This window comes from Archangium lipolyticum, assembly GCF_024623785.1.
In the GTDB taxonomy this organism is placed as follows: domain Bacteria; phylum Myxococcota; class Myxococcia; order Myxococcales; family Myxococcaceae; genus Archangium; species Archangium lipolyticum.
On record NZ_JANKBZ010000007.1, the window covers coordinates 236,296 to 256,105 of the forward strand.

18 protein-coding genes are annotated in these 19,810 nt (G+C 69.7%); 8 read left to right on the forward strand and 10 right to left on the reverse strand.

Annotated features, from left to right (window positions below):
• Positions 1-138 precede the first annotated feature (138 nt).
• Positions 139-1,140 carry a hypothetical protein gene (locus tag NR810_RS17905; RefSeq protein ID WP_257453909.1) on the reverse strand — a complete coding sequence of 334 codons (1,002 nt, stop codon included), beginning with the start codon at positions 1,138-1,140 and terminating at the stop codon, positions 139-141.
• Between the two features lie 14 nt (positions 1,141-1,154).
• Between NR810_RS17905 and NR810_RS17910 the strand changes: the two genes are divergently transcribed.
• The gene (locus NR810_RS17910) at positions 1,155-3,065 is read left to right on the forward strand and encodes a hypothetical protein (protein ID WP_257453910.1); all 1,911 of its coding nucleotides are present in this window, start codon (positions 1,155-1,157) and stop codon (positions 3,063-3,065) included.
• On the opposite strand, the gene NR810_RS17915 is transcribed toward NR810_RS17910, so the two are convergent.
• The 5 genes from NR810_RS17915 to NR810_RS17935 all read right to left on the reverse strand — a co-directional run bounded on the left by NR810_RS17915 (position 3,046) and on the right by NR810_RS17935 (position 9,538).
• On the reverse strand, positions 3,046-3,477 hold the full coding sequence (locus NR810_RS17915; protein WP_257453912.1) for a PA2169 family four-helix-bundle protein: 432 nt from the start codon (positions 3,475-3,477) through the stop codon (positions 3,046-3,048). The genes NR810_RS17910 and NR810_RS17915 overlap by 20 nt on opposite strands.
• A 105-nt stretch (positions 3,478-3,582) precedes the next feature.
• Positions 3,583-4,725, reverse strand: coding sequence for an SDR family oxidoreductase (locus NR810_RS17920; protein ID WP_257453915.1), 1,143 nt, complete (start codon positions 4,723-4,725; stop codon positions 3,583-3,585).
• Between the two features lie 93 nt (positions 4,726-4,818).
• A complete protein-coding gene (locus NR810_RS17925) occupies positions 4,819-6,453 on the reverse strand; it encodes a hypothetical protein (RefSeq protein ID WP_257453917.1) in 1,635 nt (544 codons plus the stop codon).
• A gap of 36 nt (positions 6,454-6,489) precedes the next feature.
• On the reverse strand, positions 6,490-8,247 hold the full coding sequence (locus NR810_RS17930; RefSeq protein WP_257453919.1) for a dipeptidase: 1,758 nt from the start codon (positions 8,245-8,247) through the stop codon (positions 6,490-6,492).
• 49 nt (positions 8,248-8,296) lie between these two features.
• Positions 8,297-9,538 carry a radical SAM/SPASM domain-containing protein gene (locus NR810_RS17935; RefSeq protein WP_257453921.1) on the reverse strand — a complete coding sequence of 414 codons (1,242 nt, stop codon included), beginning with the start codon at positions 9,536-9,538 and terminating at the stop codon, positions 8,297-8,299.
• Between the two features lie 175 nt (positions 9,539-9,713).
• Between NR810_RS17935 and NR810_RS17940 the strand changes: the two genes are divergently transcribed.
• Positions 9,714-10,073, forward strand: a complete 360-nt coding sequence (locus NR810_RS17940) for a hypothetical protein (protein ID WP_257453923.1) — start codon at positions 9,714-9,716, stop codon at positions 10,071-10,073.
• Positions 10,074-10,096: 23 nt separating this feature from the next.
• Here NR810_RS17940 and NR810_RS17945 read toward each other — a convergent pair whose 3' ends face one another.
• Positions 10,097-10,606 (reverse strand): DUF4442 domain-containing protein, encoded by a 510-nt coding sequence (locus NR810_RS17945; protein WP_257453925.1) that lies wholly within the window; start codon positions 10,604-10,606, stop codon positions 10,097-10,099.
• Between the two features lie 166 nt (positions 10,607-10,772).
• Between NR810_RS17945 and NR810_RS17950 the strand changes: the two genes are divergently transcribed.
• Together NR810_RS17950 and NR810_RS17955 are read left to right on the forward strand one after the other, a co-directional pair.
• A complete protein-coding gene (locus NR810_RS17950; RefSeq protein WP_257453927.1) occupies positions 10,773-11,225 on the forward strand; it encodes a hypothetical protein in 453 nt (150 codons plus the stop codon).
• A 49-nt stretch (positions 11,226-11,274) separates the two neighbouring features.
• Positions 11,275-13,518 carry a TPM domain-containing protein gene (locus tag NR810_RS17955; RefSeq protein WP_257453928.1) on the forward strand — a complete coding sequence of 748 codons (2,244 nt, stop codon included), beginning with the start codon at positions 11,275-11,277 and terminating at the stop codon, positions 13,516-13,518.
• A 40-nt stretch (positions 13,519-13,558) separates the two neighbouring features.
• On the opposite strand, the gene NR810_RS17960 is transcribed toward NR810_RS17955, so the two are convergent.
• Both NR810_RS17960 and NR810_RS17965 read right to left on the reverse strand, forming a co-directional pair.
• On the reverse strand, positions 13,559-14,140 hold the full coding sequence (locus tag NR810_RS17960; protein WP_257453930.1) for a DJ-1/PfpI family protein: 582 nt from the start codon (positions 14,138-14,140) through the stop codon (positions 13,559-13,561).
• A 60-nt stretch (positions 14,141-14,200) separates the two neighbouring features.
• Positions 14,201-14,854 (reverse strand): HAD family hydrolase, encoded by a 654-nt coding sequence (locus NR810_RS17965; protein ID WP_257453931.1) that lies wholly within the window; start codon positions 14,852-14,854, stop codon positions 14,201-14,203.
• A gap of 30 nt (positions 14,855-14,884) precedes the next feature.
• On the opposite strand from NR810_RS17965, the gene NR810_RS17970 reads away from it, so the two are divergent.
• The 4 genes from NR810_RS17970 (at position 14,885) to NR810_RS17985 (ending at position 18,902) form a co-directional block, all read left to right on the forward strand.
• Positions 14,885-16,009 carry a hypothetical protein gene (locus NR810_RS17970; RefSeq protein ID WP_257453933.1) on the forward strand — a complete coding sequence of 375 codons (1,125 nt, stop codon included), beginning with the start codon at positions 14,885-14,887 and terminating at the stop codon, positions 16,007-16,009.
• Positions 16,010-16,089: 80 nt separating this feature from the next.
• On the forward strand, positions 16,090-18,012 hold the full coding sequence (locus NR810_RS17975) for a YgiQ family radical SAM protein (RefSeq protein WP_257453934.1): 1,923 nt from the start codon (positions 16,090-16,092) through the stop codon (positions 18,010-18,012).
• A gap of 88 nt (positions 18,013-18,100) precedes the next feature.
• On the forward strand, positions 18,101-18,550 hold the full coding sequence (locus tag NR810_RS17980) for a hypothetical protein (RefSeq protein WP_257453936.1): 450 nt from the start codon (positions 18,101-18,103) through the stop codon (positions 18,548-18,550).
• 43 nt (positions 18,551-18,593) lie between these two features.
• Positions 18,594-18,902 (forward strand): hypothetical protein, encoded by a 309-nt coding sequence (locus NR810_RS17985; RefSeq protein WP_257453937.1) that lies wholly within the window; start codon positions 18,594-18,596, stop codon positions 18,900-18,902.
• A 10-nt stretch (positions 18,903-18,912) separates the two neighbouring features.
• Here the strand turns inward: NR810_RS17985 and NR810_RS17990 are convergent, their stop codons facing one another.
• Positions 18,913-19,767 (reverse strand): CheR family methyltransferase, encoded by an 855-nt coding sequence (locus NR810_RS17990; protein WP_257453938.1) that lies wholly within the window; start codon positions 19,765-19,767, stop codon positions 18,913-18,915.
• Between the last annotated feature and the right edge of the window lie 43 nt (positions 19,768-19,810).

The following is a 19,810-nucleotide window of genomic DNA, read 5'->3' on the forward strand; positions in this document are numbered from 1 at the left end:
ATACAGTGCGCGCGTCCCCGCGCCATATGCCCACGGACACTCCTGCCCCTTACGGGTGCTCCGGCCACTGGAAGTGGCTCAGCAGCCGCACCACGTTGGGCCAGTGGTGACGCATGAGGATGACGAGGACGCCGGTGCTCAGGCGCCCTGCTGGCGCTCCAGCGCGCGCAGCGCGGCGCGGGTCCGCCTCAGCCCCACCACGTAGACGACGGCCAGCACCGCCAGGCAGGCCAGCCCCAGCCAGGTGTAGCGGCGGACGAGGTCCATCTCGCTCCAGCCGTAGGTGTCGGCGAGCACGGAGGGATCGGACAGTCCGGAGCCCTCGTTCATGCCGAAGGGAATGAGCTCGAGGTTGCTTCGGGCGGCCCACCACTCGGTGAAGGCGTCCATGAAGGACACGGCGCCGATGACCAGGTAGCCCCAGTGCAGCCAGCCCCGGCGGAGGGCGGAGTCCCTGGGCGCGTAGAGGGTCGCCATCAGGAGGCTGCCGATGACCAGACAGCCCCCATCGCCGCCGAAGGTGAAGAACTGTCTGGCCGTGGAGACGGAGAACCCCACGGTGCACACGAGCTGCAGGACGAGCCCCGTGGCTCCGGCGATCATCAGGAGCCGGCGCTGGGTGAGATAACCGCGGAAGATGAGCGCTCCGAGCGAGGCGGCCAGCAACACGAAGACGACGCTGGAGCGCTCCCTCCAGATGGGGGTGAACCAGGGCCCGGGGATGGCGGGAAAGCCGCTGAACCAGGCGCAGACGGCGTGCCCCAGCTCGTGGATCCACATGGACAGGAAGGTGCGGAGCAGCGCGCGCAGCAGGGGCGACTGCATGAGCAGCCAGGCCACGGCCAGCGCCACGGGGAGGGCGAACCGGTGCAGCCGCAGCTCGTCCCGGGCGTCGTCGAGATCTCCCCTCCAGGAGAGGGTCTCCGGCGGGAGGTGGGGAGGGCGCTCGGGCTCGGGGAAGGCGAGGGCGGGAAGCGCCTGGGGCTCCTCCACGACGGGCACCGGGAGCGCGGCCTTCGCGGCGAGTTGTGCGGCCCGCGCTTCCGCCTTGGCGTAGAGGACGCCGCACCTCGGGCACTCCGGCGCGAGGATGCGGGGCTCTCCACAGCGGGGGCAGACCTTGGGCTGGTGGCTCTCCATGGGATGTAGTGTACATGGCGCCCATGGGAAGGAACGAGGCGGGCGCCGGACGGTGGGCGCCGCTGGTGGCCGTGTTGCTCGGGACGTTGCTGTGGCCCTCGGCGTGGGTGGGGGAGCCACCGCACTCGGCCGACCACAACGTCCACCTGGCCAACGCGGTGGAGACGGGGCTCCTGTTGCGCTCCGGGCGCCTGGTGGGCTGGAGCGACTTCCAGTTCGCGGGACATCCGGCCAACGCCTTCTACCCGCCGCTCGTCAACCTCACCGTGCCCGCGCTCCACCTGCTCACCGGGGGCCTCCTGGGCTGGGATGGGACGTACTCGGCCGTCCTCCTGGTGTTCCTCGGGGGCTTCGCGCTGGCGCTGTTCCTGCTGCTGCGCCCGGTGCTCGGCCCGCTCTGGGCGCTGGGGGCGCTGGGCCTCTGCCTCTTCGTGGACAAGGGCGGCACGTACGCGGGTGGCCGGCACTGGTACCTCGACATGGGCGTCTGGCCGTTCGGCGCGTCCGTGGCCCTGGTGCTGGCGGCGCTCGCGCGGCTGCCGGAGTACCTGGTGGGGGGAGGGCGCCGCGAGGCCCTCGTTCCGGGGGTATTGCTGGGCCTGGGCCTGCTGGCGCACCCCTTCGCGCTCGTCCTCTTCTTCCCGCTGGCCGCGCCGCTGGTGGCCCTCTTCTGGAAGGAGGCCGGAGGCGGACTCCGTGCCCCGCGGCGGTGGCTGGCCGTGTCCGCCATCGGCCTGGGTCTGGCGGCGTGGTGGCTCGTCCCGTTCCTCCTCCGGGGTGGGCAGGCCGAGCACGTGGGGTCGCCGCCTCAATCCCTGGCGAGGCTGTGGAGCGGAATCTGGGGCGGCGAGCTCGTGCCGGGGCTGCCGGGTTGGGTGGGGCCGTTGGCCGTGGTGGGGTCGGGGGTCGCGTGGTTGAAGGGAGGCGCGCGCGGGCGCTGGCTCGTGCTCGCCACCTGGGGCGCGTTGCTGCTGACGACGGACGGGCCGTACCGCCTCCTGGGGCTGGAGAAGAACCGGACGATCGAGGGGCTACAGGTGGTGCGCTTCCGGGCGGTGGGGCGCCTGTTTCTCGTGGGGCTCGCCGTGCTGACCGTGCGCGAGCTGTTCGCCACGCTGCGCGCGCGCCAGTGGAGGAGCGCGGGGGCGTTGGGGCTCCTGGCGTGCGCGGGCGTGGTGACGTGGCGTCTTCGAGGGGGAGATCCTCCAAGGGGCACCTCGGAGCCACCCAAGCAGTTCCAGTGCTACACGGCCGAGGAGGAGGCCGGGCTCGAGCAACTGCTGCGGGAGACCCTCCCGCGAATGGGGGAGGGTCGCCTGGCGCTCTACACTCCCTCTCCCCACCGCCACTGCCTGATGCTCGCGGTGTCCTGGGTGGAGCGCCCCTTCTTCAAGGTGGGCTACACGCCGGCCACCGTCTTCGGCGGCAAGTTCAGCACCACGGACCCGGTGATGCTGGGACACCTGGGAGTGACGGCGGTGCTGATGGACGCCCCGGCCGATGCGTCGCTGGCGGGCCTGCCGGTGCTCGCGCGGTGGGGGCGGTTCGAACTGCGGGAGCTCCAACCCCTCCCGCGCGTCGTCACCGGGACGCCCGGAGCGCGGGTGGAGGTGCTGTCCTGGGAGGACGAGGCGGTGCGCCTGCGCATCACCGGGCCCGAGCCCACCGACGTCTTGCTGTGGATGGGCTGGGCCCCCGAATGGCGTGCGACCCGGGAGGGACGTGAGGTGCCGCTCGAGCCCGCGCTCGTCGAGGACGCACGGCTGATGAAGCTGCGCGCGGCGCCGGGCGAGGTGGAGCTGCGCTTCGGGCCCTCGCGAGGAGCGCGTCCGGCGGCGCTCCTCACGGTGCTGACACTCCTGGGAATGGCGTGGGCCGCATGGTCACGTCCACGCCCTTCCTCCGTCAGTGGATCGTCTTCTTGAGGCGGCTCAGCCGCTCATGGGTGCGCTTCTGCGCGGGCAGCAACTCCATGCGGACCAGGCGGCGGGCCTCGCCGTGGGTCTTGTCCAGGTCGCGCTGGTAGTCCGCGAGGCCGTGGTCCTCGCCCTCCTCGAGCGCCTGCACGGCTGCCTTCTCCCCGAGAAAATCGGCGCCCGCCTGGATCAGCTTCGAGAAGGTGCCCCAGATGCCCGAGCCTCCGGCGGGGGTGCCTCCGAGCTTCTCGATGCGCTCACGGAGGGTATCCACGCGGTGCTCGTGGTCATGCAGGCAGTCTTCCAACTGGCCGCGGATCTTCTCGTCCGACACGTGGCCGATGGCCTGACGGTAGGTCTCCACGGCGGAGATCTCGCCACGAAGGAAGGAGTTGAGCGTCTCGACGTCGGTGTTCGCCATGCGCGTTCTCCCTGCGGAAATGGGCTTGCGCAAAGGTGATGTCCGCTCACGGGGCGGCAACGAGCGCTCCGCCGCCCGTCTCCTCCTCGGGACGGAGATGCGAGCCTATCCCTGCTGGCCCTGTACCTTGGCCCAGAGCGAGAGCAACTCGGCCTCCCGTTCAGGGGAAAGTCCGGCACGCGGCTTGTCGCGGCGCTCCTGGGGTTGGCTCTTGAACCAGGCGAGCGCGTCCCGGGTGGTGATGACCGGCGAGCGGAGCTTCAATCCGGCCCGTACCGCCCGGGCATTGCTGCGCAGGTGCATGCCCGCGTAGGCCCCGAAGGCCGGAGCCCAGATGGGCAGGTCGCCCTCGCCGTCCTCGCCATTCTTCAGGAGGAACTCACCGGGCACCCAGGTGAGCTTCGTGTCCTTGCCCGTCACCTCCCTGCACGCGGCGAACATCTCCCCCATGCTCCAGGGCTTCTCCGGCCCCACGGCGTTGAAGGTGCCGGTGGTGTTGTTCTCGATCATCAGCACGAGCCACTCGGCCAGGTCGCGCACGTCGATGATCTGCAGCGGATCCGACGGGCTGCCCGGGGCGAGCATCTCGCCGCCCTGCTCGAAACGCCGGGGGAAGTACGAGTAGCGGTCCGAACCATCCTCGGGGCCGACGATGTAGCCGGGGCGGACGAGGGTGGCGCGGCCGGGCAGCGTCTTCTCGACGGCCTCCTCGCACGCGCGCTTGAGTCCGCCGAAGTTCTCGTAGTTCTTGCCCATCGTCTCGACGGTGGGGTCCGCGAGCGTCGCGGTCGCGGCGGTCTCGTCCGCGTGGGGCGTGTCGTTCTTCGCGTACGCGGAGACGCTGGAGATGAAGACGTACTGCCCGACGTTGGGGGCCAGCAGCTCGGCGGAGGCCCGGACCATGCGCGGGTAGTAACCGGAGGTGTCGAGGACCGCGTCGAAGGAACGGCCCGCGAGCGCCTTCAGGCCCTCGCCCTTGTTCGGGTCCCGGTCTCCTTGCAGCTTCTCCGTGTCCGGGAACAGGTGTGGCCGCGTCTTGCCGCGGTTGAAGAGCGTCAGCGAGTGTCCGCGCGCCTGGGCGGCGGTGACGAACGCCGGCCCGAGGAAGCCCGTGCCACCGAGGACGAGGATCTTCTTCTTGGAGGAGGCGCGGCCCTCACCGGACGAGGCCCGCATGCCGGGCGCGCATGCCGTCAACGCGCTCGCGGCCAGGAGGTACTGCAGGAATTGCCTTCGGGAAGTGCTCATGGTCGGGAGTCGAGGGGTGACCGGGAAGGGAAGCGATCGGGCCACGAACGGCCCGCCCCCTCGGTAGCTCTCCAAGACACCCGACGGTTTTTCCTATTCCCCACGAGACTGGGCGTCGGCCTCGAGCTCGATGAGGGCCTTCCCATTGCTTCGAGCGCGCCCGAGCAGCCACAGCAGATCCGCGACCTCCGTGCCCACCTTCATCCAGACGCGGACGCATTGCATGCGATTGCCCCGCCAGAACGCCAGGCCCCCCATCTCCGTTCCGGTCTCGGGCTTGTCGGTGCCCGTCCTCGGGGACAGCGAACGCCGAGGGCCGAGCTCGAGCCATGTTTCCTTCTCGGGAGAGGACGTGTCGCAGTCCTGGGTGCCCACCTTCAACGAGACCGTGGGAAGGGCGGCGGAGAACAGGAGCGCGACCTCTGGACCCACCCGCCGGAGGGCTGCCTTCGTCGAGGCGGGGGGCTGGTGGCCGGGACCCACCGCGAGCTCGAGTGACTCGAGGCCGATGTGCCTGGCCGCCGTGAGCAGCGAGGCCAGCGCCTGGACTGGCAATTCCTCCTGGAGCGCCACTGGGACCCAGGTGGGCGGGGTGACCCGTCCGCTGAGAGCGAAGAACGTCATGTCCCGGTGCTGGGCCTCCAGCACCCGGGCGAGGGCCTCGGTGCCCTCGCTCCAGGCCACCCGGGGACCGTGGGGTGAGGACAGTCCATCCGGGTGGGCGATGAGCGCCGGTGGGGGGACGTATGCCGGGTTGGGAACCTCGGCCTGGAGCAGGGTCGCGACATGGGCGTCATCTCCGCCGATACCGCCGGAGCGCTCCACCTCCCGGAAGATGAAGCGCTCTGCCATCCGGTCCACGCCGTGTGCGCTCACGATGACGGCGAGCACGAACCCCCGGGTGACAAGGCTCACGGGAGGCGCCCGTGGAGCACGAAGGCCACGGAGGAGCCAGAAGCACGAGGACAGCAGCGCCACGGCGAGCGCGGCCTGGCGGAGCAGATGGAGCAGGGACCACCGTTCCGCGAGCACATCGTTCGTGGAATCCCATGTCTCCAGGTTCGACTGGGCGATGTTGGCGAGGAGGTCGAACGCGGTGCTCGAGGCGAGGCTGGCGCAAAGCCCGCTGACCACGAGACCGGCCAGGCAGAGTCCACCCAGGCGCCTGGTGCCAGCGTCCTCCGGGCGGGGGCCCGGGGATTCTCCGGATGGCTCGGGAACGAGCCCCACTCCGGCCACATCGAGAATCAGTGCCAGGATGAGCGAGCCGAGCAGCAGCATGCTGCCGAGGATGACGATGAAGCGGACGCCCATGAGCGACGCCATTCCCACCGCCAGCGTCCCCATCGATTCGGGGAGCCCCACGGTCACCATGAGGCCCACGACGCCGTACTTGAGCTGGAGGCAGAGGTACAGCGAGCACAGGAGCCAGGGCAGCCCGATCAACAGCGAGGACGACTTCAAGGCGGGCCGCTGGTGCTTGCCCCAGCGGTAGAAGATCACCGCCAGGAGCACCGGGGTGAAGCGCAGCCATCCCAGGAGGAGCTGTTCCAAAAACGGGGTGTAGTGGCTGATTCCGATCAGTGTGAACGGCCCGTCGTGTCGCCTCTTCGCTGCTTCGTACTGTTCGTGCAACTCGTGGGCAAACACCGGTCCGTACAGGAACAGCAGTGGCAGGCTGCCATAGAGCCAACCGCGCCAGTCTCGCGTCTTCCGTTGGGTGGACACGGCGCCCAGCATAGCTGGACGGGAACCTCCCGGAGCTCAGCGTGGCGGTTTCACGCGAGGGCCGGGACGGGGCGTGGAGGGGGCGGCCGGCTTGGGCGCGGGTGGCTCGCCACCGAGGAGGGCCACGGAGCGGGCCTCGCAGGCCTCCCACATGCGGAGGAAGGCCTCGGCCGAGGAGAAGAGCGGATCCATCTGCGCATCCGTCATGCCCACGTGGACGAGGTCGCGGATGAAGTCCGGCAGCAGGCCGATGTGGGCCAGCCCATCGGTGTTGAAGTCGAACTCGCGCGTGTTGGCCCGTGCCTTCACGAAGGGCGCGTCCGAGCGGTACATGGTGCCCGCGTAGGGCAGTCGGGGCTTGTCGAGCTGGCGCCGCTGCTGGACGGGCCGCCGCTTCTCTCGTGCCTCGTCACCCTTCAGCCCGTAGGCGGCGTTGGGCCCGTAGCGGGGACCCGGCTGCTGGTTGAGGCCGTTGAAGTCGGTGCCCAGGGCCACGCCGCCGGCGCCCACCTCGCGCAGCAGGGACAGGGCGTACTGATAGGACTGGGCCCACGTCTTGGAGGAGCGCGCGCAGTCGTTCTCCACCGTGCAGCCGGGGAGGTCCTTCAGCTCGTGCTGGTTGGTGATGGGGGCCAGCAGTCCGCCCAGCGCGAGGATGCGCCGGGCCTGCTCGCGCGTCTTCTGGTACTCGCTGGCGCGCTTGGCCTTGATGCTCGTGTCCTGGGGTGCCAGGGCCTGCTCGCGGAAGGCGCAGTGCGAGGCGACGACGGGGTAGCCCGCCTGCTCCGCCAGGCCGAGGACCGAGTCGGTGCAGCGCTCGGACATGTGCTCCACGTCGAGGATGAAGCCCTGGCGCATGGCCTCGCGCAGGAAGCTCTCTCCCGTGGGCGTGAGGCCGAGCTGGTTGACGTGGCCCTGGCCCGGGGCGTTGAGGGCATAGCCGTGCGGGTAGTGTGCCCGGCGCGACAGCTCGTAGAAGGCGATGACCATCTTGGTCTGCGTCTCCAGGTCCTGTCCGAGCCGGAAGCCCACGCTGGGGTTGCCCTGGACGTCGAAGAAGCGCCCCCGCAGGAAGTGGTTCAACAGGTTGAACTTGTCGTCGTAGACGGCGGCGCCGCCGAAGCTGTTGTTGGCCAGGTGCAGCGGGGTGATCATCCGGAAGCCCTGGTCCCGGAGCCACCGGAGGATGAGGGGCAGCCGTTCCTGGGGGAGGGCCTGCGTGTTGAGCAGCTCGCGGTCACCCAGGAGGCTGTCCATCGAGTCCACCTCCACGCCGGCCACCACGGCCAGCTTGCCGGACGCGATGAGCCGGCGGGCCTCCGAGGCGCTCAGCGCCAGCCCCATCCAGCCCGAGTGCCGCTCGGTGAAGCGGCGCAGCTCACGCATCTGCTTCTCGATGGAGCTCTGGTCCCTGTCGGGGTGGTGGAACTCCTCGGCCAGCAGCTCGTTGTTGACGGCCACGCTGCACAGCAGCCGCAGCCCTCCGGCATGGGCCCGCTGGAGCCAGTCCACGAAGACCTGCTGGTGCACCAGGCTGTTGAAGTGTGGCCAGTCGGCATAGGTGCCGTGGCCGCAGGGGCCGTGGCCCACGCCACCCTCGATGAAGGCCTGCACCAGGGGCCAGTTCTTCCCGAAGTTCCCCAGGCCCCACTTGCCGTGGAGGTGGATGTCACATCGGGCGAGCGCCTGCTCCATCTTCCCATCCGGGAACCCGGCGAGCACATGTCCGCCGAAGCCCAGGTGGGCCATCACGTGGCAGTGGAGATCGGCGAATCCGAACACGGGGGAAGCCATGGGAATCTCCTGCGCCGGCTGTGAGAGGGGCCAGCATGCCCCGGATGCTTCAAGGCGTTCCAACGTCCAGCCACTTTCGTTTCTTCACCAACTCTCGGGGCGTGGGCGGGCGCGGGTCCGGGGCATCGAGCGGCTCGACGACGAGCTCGAACAGTCCGTTGTCGAAGGGCTGGCCGGGTGCGGGTGCCTTCGGGGTGAGGCGCTCGCGCAGGCCCTGCTTCGCCAGGGTCCGTGCGCGATAGTGACAGTAGGGGTTGTTGCCCGGCCTGCCGAACAGCGAGTGCGCGGTGAAGCTGCACCCGGCCATGCACGCCGCCGCGAAGGGGCAGGTTCGGCAGAAGCCCCAGAGGTCGTCCACGGTGCGCGTGCGCGTGAAGGTGAGCTCCCGGGAGTTCTCCCAGATGTCGCGCAGCGGCTGCTGGCGCAGGTTGCCGCCCACGTAGTGCGCCGTCTGGAGGGAGGGGCAGCCCTTCACGGCGCCATTGGACTCGATGCCCATCACGTACCGTCCGGCCATGCAGCCCCGCCAGTGGTCCCCGGCGTCGGGACGCGGTGAGCGCAGCAGTCCCTCCTCGGGCCCGAAGTACCCCAGGTTGTTGCCGGGCATGAGGGTGATGCCGTCCTCGAAGGCGCGCGTCTTCAGGGCCGCGATGCGGGGGAGCAGGTCGATCAAATCCCACGGCTGGAGCAGCATGGCCGGACGGTCGGCCGCGCGTCCGAGCGGGGCGGTGATCTGAAGCTGCCAGGCGCGGATGCCGAGCCCCTCGAGGTGCTCATAGAGGGGTTCCAGGTCGGCCTGGTTGAGCCGGTTGACGTTGGTGTTGGCCGCTACGCGCACCCCCGCCGCGCTCAGGAAGCGCAGCGCCCCGGTGGCCGAGGCGAAGCTGCCCGGCGCGGCGCGCATCAGGTCGTGCGTGGGCTCCAACCCGTCGATGCTGACGGAGGCCGCGTACAGGCCCGCGTCGGCCACCTGCCGGGCGAGGGCCTCGGTGATGCCGCGGCCACCGGTGGTCATCCCCGGGCGGATGCCCGCCTCCTTCAGTGCGCGGACGATGTCGAGGAAGCCCGGGTGCAGGTACGCCTCGCCACCGATGAGCACCACCTCGCGGGCGCGCATCTCTCGGAGCTGCCGGACCACGCCGAGCGCCTCCTCGGTGGAGAGCTCATCGGGGCGGTGCGTGCCCGCGCGCGAGCCGCAGTGCGTGCAGGGCTGATCACACCGGAGGGTGAGCTCCCAGACGACGTAGGCCGGGTGGTGGTCCGATGGGGTGGGATCGAGTCGGCGCAACATGGACATACGTTCGGATGGAGCAAGAAGCGGGCGCAACCCCCACCCCTGACAGACATGTCAGGGCGGATGAACGGGAAAGCCCAGCCATTTCAGGGAGTTGGGAGCGGCACGTGATTCGCTCCAGGCCGGCCCGCCCGGCTACCATGCAGGTGGCCGCTGGATTCGAGGCATTCCGATGATGGCTCTCTCTTCCTGTCAGAAATGTCGTGGTTTCGTTCCCCCCGCGAGTGCCGCGTGCGTGCACTGCGGTGCGCCGATGGCGGAGGCGGCGCCTCGCGGCGGCGTGCTGCTCAAGGGCCTGCTCGGTGTGGCGGGCGCGGGCGTGGCGGCCATCACCCTGATGGCCTGCTACGGCATGCCCCCGTGTGATGCGCCGCCGCCGGAGGGAAGCAACGACCCGTACCACTGCTACGACCTCGAGCCCTGCGTCAGGGACCTGCCGGATGGTGGCAGCGAGGCGTATTCCTGTGACGGGACGATCGGCGGGGATGCCGGCACGCAGCCCGCCGATGCCGGGGTGGACGCGGGTCACTGATCGTCGAGGCGCTGGAGCCCGGGTCAGTGCGTGGCGGGGCCGATGAGCCAGTGCGCGCGGGCCCGGGCCACCACCTCGCCTTGCTCATCGGTGAGGTCCGCCTGGACGTGGTACTCGCGCCGCTCACCGGGCACGGCGGTGGGGGCGCGGCACTCGGCGGTGATGGGCCCCCGGGCCTTCTTCAGGTAGTCCATCTCCAGGTGGGTGATGATGCCGCGCATGTCCTCGGGCAGGGCGGACATCATCGCCACGCCGGTGGCCACCTCTCCCAGGTTCATCAACGCGATGGCATGCACCGAGCGCAGATGGTTGCGGACGCGGCGCCGGTCGCGCATGCGCACCCGGGCGTAGCCCTCCTCCAGGGTGAGCACCTCCGGGTGGATGGTGCCGGTATAGGGCGCGAGGTTGCCGAGGATCTGCCCCATCAGGACCCCACCGCCGGGAGCGTGGCGCAGCAGGCTCCACGCGCGGCGCAGGGTCTCGGCCGAGGCGAGACGGGAGAGGGATTCGGTCAGGCTGGAGAGGGTGGGCATGGTCCAGGGACATAGCATCAGGCCGAGGCGTGGTCCGTCTCCTCGCCCTCCCGCCATGCGCAGTGTCCCCCTGGCCACGCCTCACGGGGTGCCTACTTTCGAGGAAACGGCTGAACGTGCTTTCAGTTGAGCGCGGCTCGGACGATTCCACGAGAGGACTTCATCGATGGCACGCACAAGCAAGCAGCGCCGGAGCAGCAGCGGACGGGAGGCGCTCCGGAAGAACGGGATGATGGCGCACCTGCTGGACTCGCTCGACGCGGGCGAGGACATCGGCCACTTCGGCCGGCTCGTCTTCGCGATGGTGGCGCGCTACTTCATGGACGAGGAGGAACTGCGCGAGACGCTGATACAGGATCCGGCCTGTGACGAGCGGCAGGCGCTCGCGCTCATCGAGCAGGTGAAGCAGCGGGACTACAGCCCGCCCCGGCGCGAGAAGGTGCTCCAGTTCCAGGCGCAGCAGGAGTTCCCCATCTGCCCCAACGCGGAGGATCCGGACGCCTGCAACGTCTACAAGGATCTCCAGTTCCCGGAGAGCGTCTACGAGCACATCTCCGAGTACCGGGAGCAGAAGGCGCACGCGCACGAGGGGGACTCGTCAGCCACCGGGCATGCGTGAGGTGTGCGCATGGCGGCTTCGCGGCGGGGCGGGCTAGTGTTACCCCTCCATGCGCAAGCTGCTGTGGCCGCTGTTGCTCTGCCTGCTGGGTTCCTCGGCCTTCGGGGCCACGATCGAGTCCATTCCCAGGCCCGGGACGGGTTCCTGGTGGGTGGACACGACGGGGACCCTGAACGTCCACACCCGTGCCCAGGTGGACGCGCTGGCCCGCGAGGCGGATGCCTCCGGCGACGGCCAGCTCTACGTCGTGATGGTGGACACCACCGGTGGAGAGGAGCCGCACGCGTTCGCCACGAGGCTCTTCAACCACTGGGGCATGGGCCATGGGGGCCGGGACGACGGCGTGCTGCTCTTCGTCGCCCTGAACGATCGCAAGGCGGAGATCGTCCTGGGTGACGGGGTGGACGCGCCCGAGGATCTCGATCGCAGCGACCGCGTCATGTCCGGGCGAATCATCCCCGGCTTCAAGCGGGGGAACCCGAACGAGGCGGTGCTGGAGGGAGCCCGGGGGCTGCGCGAGCTGCTGGCCCGCTCGCCCCTGAACGCGACCCCGAAGGCCACCCGCCCCGTGATGGCCGAGGTGTCTCCTGCTCCTCTTGCTCCTCCTGCTCCGGTCAGGCTCCTGGTGGACGCGGCCGTGAAGGCCATTCCCCGCCCCACGAAGGGGTCCTGGTGGGTGGATGGGAAGCGCGCCCTGTCCAGGAAGACGCGTGCCGAGGTGGACAGGCTGGCCCGTGAGGCCGACGCCTCCGGGGACGGGCAGCTCTACGTCGTGGTGGTGGACAAGGTGCGCAAGCCAGAAGTGCGCGCCTTCGCCAGGCAGCTCTTCGAGCACTGGGACATCGGCCACCCCGGGAAGGGCAACGGCGCGCTCCTCTTCATCTCGACGAAGGACCGGAAGGCGGAGCTCGTCCTGGGAAGCGCGGTGGATGAACCCGAGGACCTCGCGCGCGGCGACGAGCTCATGACCGGGCGAGTCCTCCCCGCCCTCCAGCGAGGCGATACGAACAAGGCGGCTGTGGAGGGAGTCCAGGGGGGGCGCGAGCTGCTGTCCGCCTCCGCCATCAACCTGCTCAGGCGGCTGCCGCCAGCCCCTCCGGCGCCGGAGCCCGTGAAGGCCACGCCTCCCGCCGTCCCCGAGCCGCCACGGACCGTCACCGTCGAGAGCCCCCCACCACCTCCGGAAGAGGAGTCCTTCCCGTGGTTCACGACGTTGGGCTCGGGCGGAGTGGGGTTGCTCGCGCTGCGGCGGGCGGGGAGGCGCTACTACCCGCCACGCTGCACGAACTGCAAGAAGTGGTGCCAGAAGGTGAAGGACCCCGCGCGCAAGTCACGCCACCTGAACGAGGGGCAGCGGAACGAGGAGCAGCTCGGCTCGGTGAGCTACGACGTCTGGGTGTGCGGGAGCACGGATTGCCAGTTCGACGCCCTCCGGCGCTTCGAGCGGTTCTTCACCCCGCATCGCGAATGCGAGAAGTGCCACTACGTGACCTCGCAGAAGTTGAGCGAGTCCGATGATGACGCACACCTCGACGGGGGACAGCGGCTCGAGGAGCGGCTCGACTCGGTGAACTACGACGTCTGGCGGTGCGCGACGTGCGAGGACGTGCGGCTCCAACGCCAGGCGAAGTCCTCCTCCCAGTACCAGGCGTGCGGACAATGCGGCTACGTGACGGTGGGGACGACGACCCGCACCCTCATCGAGGCCACCTACAACACGACCGGAGAGATGGAGGTGACGCTGACGTGCGAACACTGCTCCCACGCGAGCTCCTCCGTCCACCAGACGCCGACGAAGCCGCTGCCTCCGGGCGCGCGCCGTTGCCAGCGCTGCCAGTGGGCCAGCGTGTGCCTCGATGAGCGGGCGGACGACGCGTACCTCGACCCGGGCCAGCGCCGGGAGGAGGCACTGCGCTCGGTGGACTATTCCGTCTGGTGGTGTGAGTCGTGCCGGGACGTGGTCATCGAGCGCGACAGCAAGTGGCTCACCTCCTACGAGAGCTGCCGGAGCTGCCGCTACGTGACGGCGAGGACGACGAGCGACACGCTCGTCCACGCCGACTACGACCATGGCGGGAAGGTGAGGGTGACGACGCACTGCGAGCACTGCCACCACGAGCACTCCACCATCCGCCATACCCCCCGGCTCACGAGGCCGTCTCCGTCACGTTCCAGTGACTCCGGCTCCTCCTCGTCGAGCTCCTCCTCATCGAGCTCCTCGAGTGGGAGTTCCTCGGGCGACAGCTCCTCGGGTGGGCGCTCGTCGGGGAGTGGCTCCAGCGGGAGCTGGTAGCCCCGGCGGCGCTCGGCCGCCGGGGAGTGCGAGCGCGGGCTCAGTGCTGGATGCGCGTGCCCAGCACCTGGAGGAAGCCGGCGATCCACTTCGGGTGCGCGGGCCAGGCCGGAGCGGTGACGAGGTTGCCGTCGATGACGGCGTCATCCACGGGGACCTGCACGTAGGTGCCCTTGGCGAGCGTCACCTCGGGGCCGCAGGCGGGGTAGGCCGTGCAGCGCTTGCCCTCGAGGACGCCCGCCGCCGCGAGCACCTGGAGCCCGTGGCAGACGGCGGCGATGGGCTTGCGCGCCTCGGCGAAGTGGCGCACCACCTGGAGGACCTTCGGGTTGAGCCGCAGGTACTCGGGGGCGCGGCCGCCGGGAATCACCAGTCCGTCGTACTGGGAGGCCTCGATCTCCGCGAAGGTGGCGTTGACGGCGAAGTTGTGGCCCGGCTTCTCGCTGTACGTCTGCGCGCCATCGAAGTCGTGCACCGCGGTGCGCACGGTGTCACCGGCCTTCTTGTCCGGGCAGACGGCGTGGACCGTGTGTCCCACGGCCTGAAGGGCCTGGAACGGCACCATCACCTCGTAGTCCTCGACGTAGTCGCCCACCAGCATCAGCAGCTTCTTGCCAGCCATATGGAACCTCCGGGTTGGTGATGCTCACTGGATAGCACAGCGGGCGACCCGGATCGCTCGTCAGGCGCGCGGGAGCGGGGGCAGGTGCTGGAGCAGCCGCCCGAGGTCGGGCTGGATTTCATCCGGAGTGGCGGTGGCGAGCAACGCGGCGTCGTGGTTGCCCCAGGTGACGCCGTAGGTGCGCAGCCCCGCGGCCCGCCCGGCCTGCATGTCCGCGGTGGTGTCTCCCACCATCCACAGGCCCTCGGCGGCGCCGAGCGCGCCCAGGGCGCGGTGGATGACGTCCGGCGCGGGCTTGTGGGGGAAGCCATCGGTGCCCTGCACGTAGTCCACCATGGGCATCATCCCGAGCGCCTCGATGAAGCGCCGCGCCATGTCGGTGCGCTTGGTGGTGGCGATGGCCAGCTTGTAGCCGCGCTCCCGCAGCGTCCGCAGCAGCTCGAGGACGCCGGGGAAGGGGCGCGAGCGGTTGACGAAGTTGCGCGGGTAGTGCTCGCGGTAGATGGAGCACAGGCGCGTGACATCCTGTCCGGGCGCGAAGTGCTCGAACATCTCCTCCAGGGGGTGGCCGATGAGCGCGCGCACCTCCGCGTCCGTGGGCGCCGGGAGTCCCAGGCTCGTCAGGCTGTACTTGAAGCTGGCGATGATGTCCGGCAGCGAGTCCACCAACGTGCCGTCGAGGTCGAAGACGATCGTCTTGTGCATGCGCGTCATGGTTGGGGACCTGTGTTATCAGCGCCGGCCATGTCGTCCAACCGCATCCTGGCCCTCGTGCTCCTGCTCCTCGCCGTCCTGGCGGCCACGTGGCAGCGCGCGCGGGCCGTGGAGCGGCTGCCCCCGGACTTCGACGAGGTCATCTACCTGCCCATCGCCTACCGCTACGCGGGGATGCTGTCTGGCGGCCAGTGGAGCGAGGTGGCGGGCTACCGGGAGAACTTCGAGCACCCACCGCTGGTGAAGCTCCTGTTCGCCTCGGAGCTGCTGGCGGCCGGTACTCCCGAGCCCGACTGGAAGACGGTGCGCGTGGGGCGGCCCATTCCGGAGCCCGCCCGGCCCACCTTCCGGCTGACGCGCTGGCTGTCCGGAGTCACCGGAATCCTTCAGGTCGCGCTCACGGGTCTGGTCCACCCGGTGGGGGCGCTGCTGCTGGCGTTCGACTCCTACCACGCGAAGTACACCTCCCAGGCCTACCTGGAGGGAGTGCCCGGCCTCTTCGCCATCCTCGCGGTGCTGGCTTTCGAGCGCGCCCGCCGGGGGCACGCGGTGCCGGGTCGGGAGTCACCCTTCCGTGACGGACCGCTCGCGCTCTCGGGGGTGCTGCTCGGGCTCGCGGCGGCCGGCAAGTACCCGTACGCCATGGTGGTCGGGTTGGCGTTCCTTCCGTTCCTGGTCCGGGAGGGACGGGCACGGGGCAGGGTCTGGGCCGCCTTCGCCCTGCCGGCCCTGGCCACGTTCCTGCTCGCGCAACCGGCCCTCTGGCCGAACCCTCCGGTGCGGCTCTGGGAGTCCCTCACGTTCCACTGGCACTACTCGCGCGGTGAGCACGTGGTGCGCTCCGCGCTGCCCTGGTACCAGCCGCTCTACCACCTGACGCACGCGACCCCCACGCAGTGGCACGCGGGCGTCTTCGCCACCGGGGCGACGCAGTGGGTGCTGCTGCCCCTGGCCGTCATCGGGGCGCGTGCCACGCTGCGCCAGCGCCCTGTCTGGGCCGCCTGGGCCGGGGTGGGCCTGGTGTTCCTGGTGCTCTGGCCCACCAAATGGGCCCAGTACCTGCTGCTCGTCCTGCCCCCACTCTCCGTCTGTGCGGGCATGGGCGTGAGTACCCTCTACGGGCTCGTCGGGCCGGGTGCCCGGCGCCCGGGTTGACGGGGGCCCCGGCGCTTTTTCGGACACCGGGCATTTGCATCGCGCCATCCCCAGCGGTTAGGGGAGGGATGGGCACACCCATGGCCACACACTCCCGCTACTCGCACCCGTTCCTTCCCGTCACCCGCGCCGACATGCAGGCCCGGGGTTGGGAGCAGCTCGACATCATCATCGTCTCCGGGGACGCGTACGTGGACCATCCCGCGTTCGGCCCGGTGCTCATTGCCCGCTTCCTCGAGGGCCGTGGCTTCAAGGTGGGCATCATCGCCCAGCCGGACTGGCACTCGGCCGAGCCCTTCAAGGCCCTCGGCAAGCCGAGGCTCTTCTTCGGGGTGGCCGCCGGCAACCTCGACTCGATGCTCAACCGGCTCACCGCGCAGAAGAAGAACCGCTCGGAGGACCAGTACAGCCCGGGCGGGCGCACCAACTGCCGGCCGGACCGCGCCACCATCGTCTACGCCCAGCGCTGCCGCGAGGCGTACCCGGACGTGCCCATCGTCCTCGGGGGCATCGAGGCCTCGCTGCGGCGCATCGCGCACTACGACTACTGGAGCGACAAGGTGCGCCGCTCCATCCTCATGGACGCCAAGGCGGACCTGCTCGTCTTCGGCATGGGGGAGCGCCCCGTCTGGGAGATCGCCGACCGCATGCGCCGGGGCGAGAAGGTGGAGGACATCCGAGACGTGCGCGGCACCGCGTACATCATCAACGACGCGGAGATGAAGGCGCACGAGGCGGACCCGGCGAAGCGGGCCGCGGACCGCAAGGTGGTGGTGTTGCCCTCGTACGAGGAGGTGGTGGAGGACAAGCTGGCCTTCGCCCGCATGTCGCGCGACTTCCAGATGGAGACCAACCCCGGCAACGGGCGGCCCCTGGCGCAGCGGCACGGCAACCGCGCCGTCTACTTCAACCCGCCGGCGCAGCCGCTGGATGACGGCGAGGCGCGCAGCGACACGGTGGCCATGGACGAGCTGTACGACCTGTCCTTCAACCGTGTCCCGCACCCCATGTACAAGGAGCGCATCCCGGCCTACGAGACGGTGAAGCACTCCATCGTGCTGATGCGCGGGTGCTTCGGCGGCTGCTCCTTCTGCTCCATCACCGAGCACGAGGGCCGCGTCATCCAGAGCCGCAGCGCGGAGAGCGTGTTGCGCGAGGTGCGGGCCCTGCGGCGCATGGGGGACTTCCGCGGCACCATCACGGACCTCGGTGGCCCCACGGCCAACATGTACAAGCTCAAGTGCAAGAGCCCGGACATCGAGAGCAAGTGCCGCAAGCTCTCGTGCGTGCACCCCGGCGTTTGCGAGAACCTCCAGACGGACCACGGGCCGCTCATCGACCTGATGAAGCAGGTGCGCGAGGAGCCGGGCGTCAAGCACGTCTTCATCGCCAGCGGTGTGCGCTACGACCTGGCCGAGCGCTCGCCCGAGTACGTGAAGGAGCTCGCCGCGCACCACGTGGGCGGTCAGCTCTCGGTGGCGCCCGAGCACGTGTCGCCCCGGGTGCTGGAGAAGATGAAGAAGCCCGGCATCGAGAGCTTCGAGCGCTTCCAGAACATGTTCGCCTGTGCCAGCGAGGAGGCCGGCAAGGAGCAGTACGACATCCCGTACTTCATCAGCGGCCACCCGGGTTCCACACTCGAGGACATGGTGGAGCTGGCGCTGTGGCTGAAGAAGAACGGCAAGCGCCCGCGCCAGGTGCAGGATTTCATCCCCACGCCCATGGCGATGGCCACGGCCATGTACTACTCGGGGTACGACCCCTTGAAGATGGAGCCCGTCTATACGGCCAAGGGGTTGAGGGAGAAGCGGCTGCAGAAGGCGCTGCTGCTCTACTGGAACCCCGAGCACTGGCCGCTGGCGCGCGAGGCGTTGACGCTGGCGGGCCGGGAGGATCTCATCGGCCGAGGGCCGCAGGCGCTGGTGCCTCCGGAGACCGCCGCCGAGGCCTCACGCCGCAAGCAGACCGAGGCCCGCGAGCGCCCAGAGCGCCGGACGCGCTGAGGGGCGCCTGGTCCCTCGCCCGCCTGTCCTCCGGACACCTGGACTGGAGGCCCAGGCGGTTACCGCGGCGCATCACCACCTTGGGGGAATGACGGACCTCTTCCAGCTCTTCGCGGTGGCCGCGGTGGTGATGGGAATCTCCCAGACCATCGCCAAGGAGCGCATCTTCGCGCCCCTGCGTGAGCGTCTGGGCGGCAAGGAGACGTGGTTCGGCTACCTGGTCTCCTGCCCCTACTGCGTCTCGCACTATGTGGCCTTCGTCCTGGTCCCGATCACGGGCACCTATCCCATCCGCGTGGTGGTGGGGGGCTGGCTGGGGAGCGTGCTGAGCTGGTTCCTCTCCTCCATCTTCGTCGCCGTCATCGCGGCCTTCTTCCGGGTGCTCTTCTGGTTCGTGGACGAGTCTCAGGGCCTGGTGCGCAGGCGCCAGCGGACGGAGGAGGAGGAGATCGCCACCAAGCGCGTCATTCGCAAGCAGGTGGAGCAGCAGCTTCCTCCCGAGGAGCGCACCGGACCCACGCCACCGGTCCCGCACTGAGGCGGCGGTTGCCGCCCCGGGAGGTGGCGGTTAGGTCTGCTCCATGTCCTCGCGCTCCAGGTCCCCGGACACGCCCCTCGCCATCGAAGTGGAAATGCAGTCGGAGAAGGCCTCCGCGCTCCGGCGGGTGGCTTCCCGGCTGGAGGCCCTGCTGGTGGAACTGGCGGAGACGGAGAAGGCCCTGTGGGGGTTGAGCGGACAGGCGAGGGAGCGCATCGTGGCCCGTCACCGCGAGCTGCGCGCGGAGGCGGAGAAGCAGCGCTGGTACCTCATCGTCCAGCGCGAGGCCATGGGCCTGCGGCACCACGGCGACATCTACGAGCTGTACCGCCTCCCCGGCCCCGTGGAGTAGGGCAGGGGGCTCAGGCGCGGCGCCGGTACAGGCGCTCCTGGGCATCCACCTCGTCGTAGTCGTTCTCCAGCACCGTGTGGCGCAGCGTCTCGCCGCGCCCCAGGGCGAGGATGCCGAAGCGCCGCAGGGACTGGTGCAGCAGCCGGTGCACGCGCTCCTGCAGCTGCGTGCCGAAGTAGATGAGCACGTTGCGGCACAGGACGACGTTGAACTCGTTGAAGGTGCCGTCGCTCACCAGGTTGTGCTGCGCGAAGACGATGTTCTTGCGCAGCGGGGCCTTGAAAATGGCGTGGTCGTAGTTGGCCGTGTAGTAGTCGCTGAAGGCCGCCGAGCCCCCGGCCCGCAGGTAGTTGGCGGTGTACTCGCGCATGTGCTCCAGCGGGAAGATGCCCGACTTGGCCCGCTCCACCACGGACGCGTTCATGTCCGTGGCGTAGATGCGGCTGCGCTCGTACAGGCCCGCCTCCATGAGGAGGATGGCCAGTGAGTACACCTCTTCCCCCGTCGAGCACCCCGCGTGCCAGATGCGCACGAAGGGGGCCGAGAAGAGGTGCGGCACCACCTTCTCCCGGAAGGCCGCGAAGAAGCTCGGGTCGCGGAACATGGTGGTGGTGTTCACCGACAGGTGCTGCAGCAACAACTCCATCTTCGAGGAGTCGTGCAGCACCTGCGCCTGAAGCGCGGAGATGGTCTCCAGCTTCTGGGCGTGCACCATGTTCCACACCCGCCGCTTCAGGGACGCACGGGCGTAACCACGGAAGTCCAGTCCGTAGCGCCGCATGATCCCCTCGAGGAGCAGATCCAACTCGATCTCCTCGAGGGTCACCTCGCCCACCATCACCTCACGCGCCGCGCTCTCGCTCATCGTCCGTGACCCGTTGTTGCGTGCCCCGTTGGTGGATGAACCG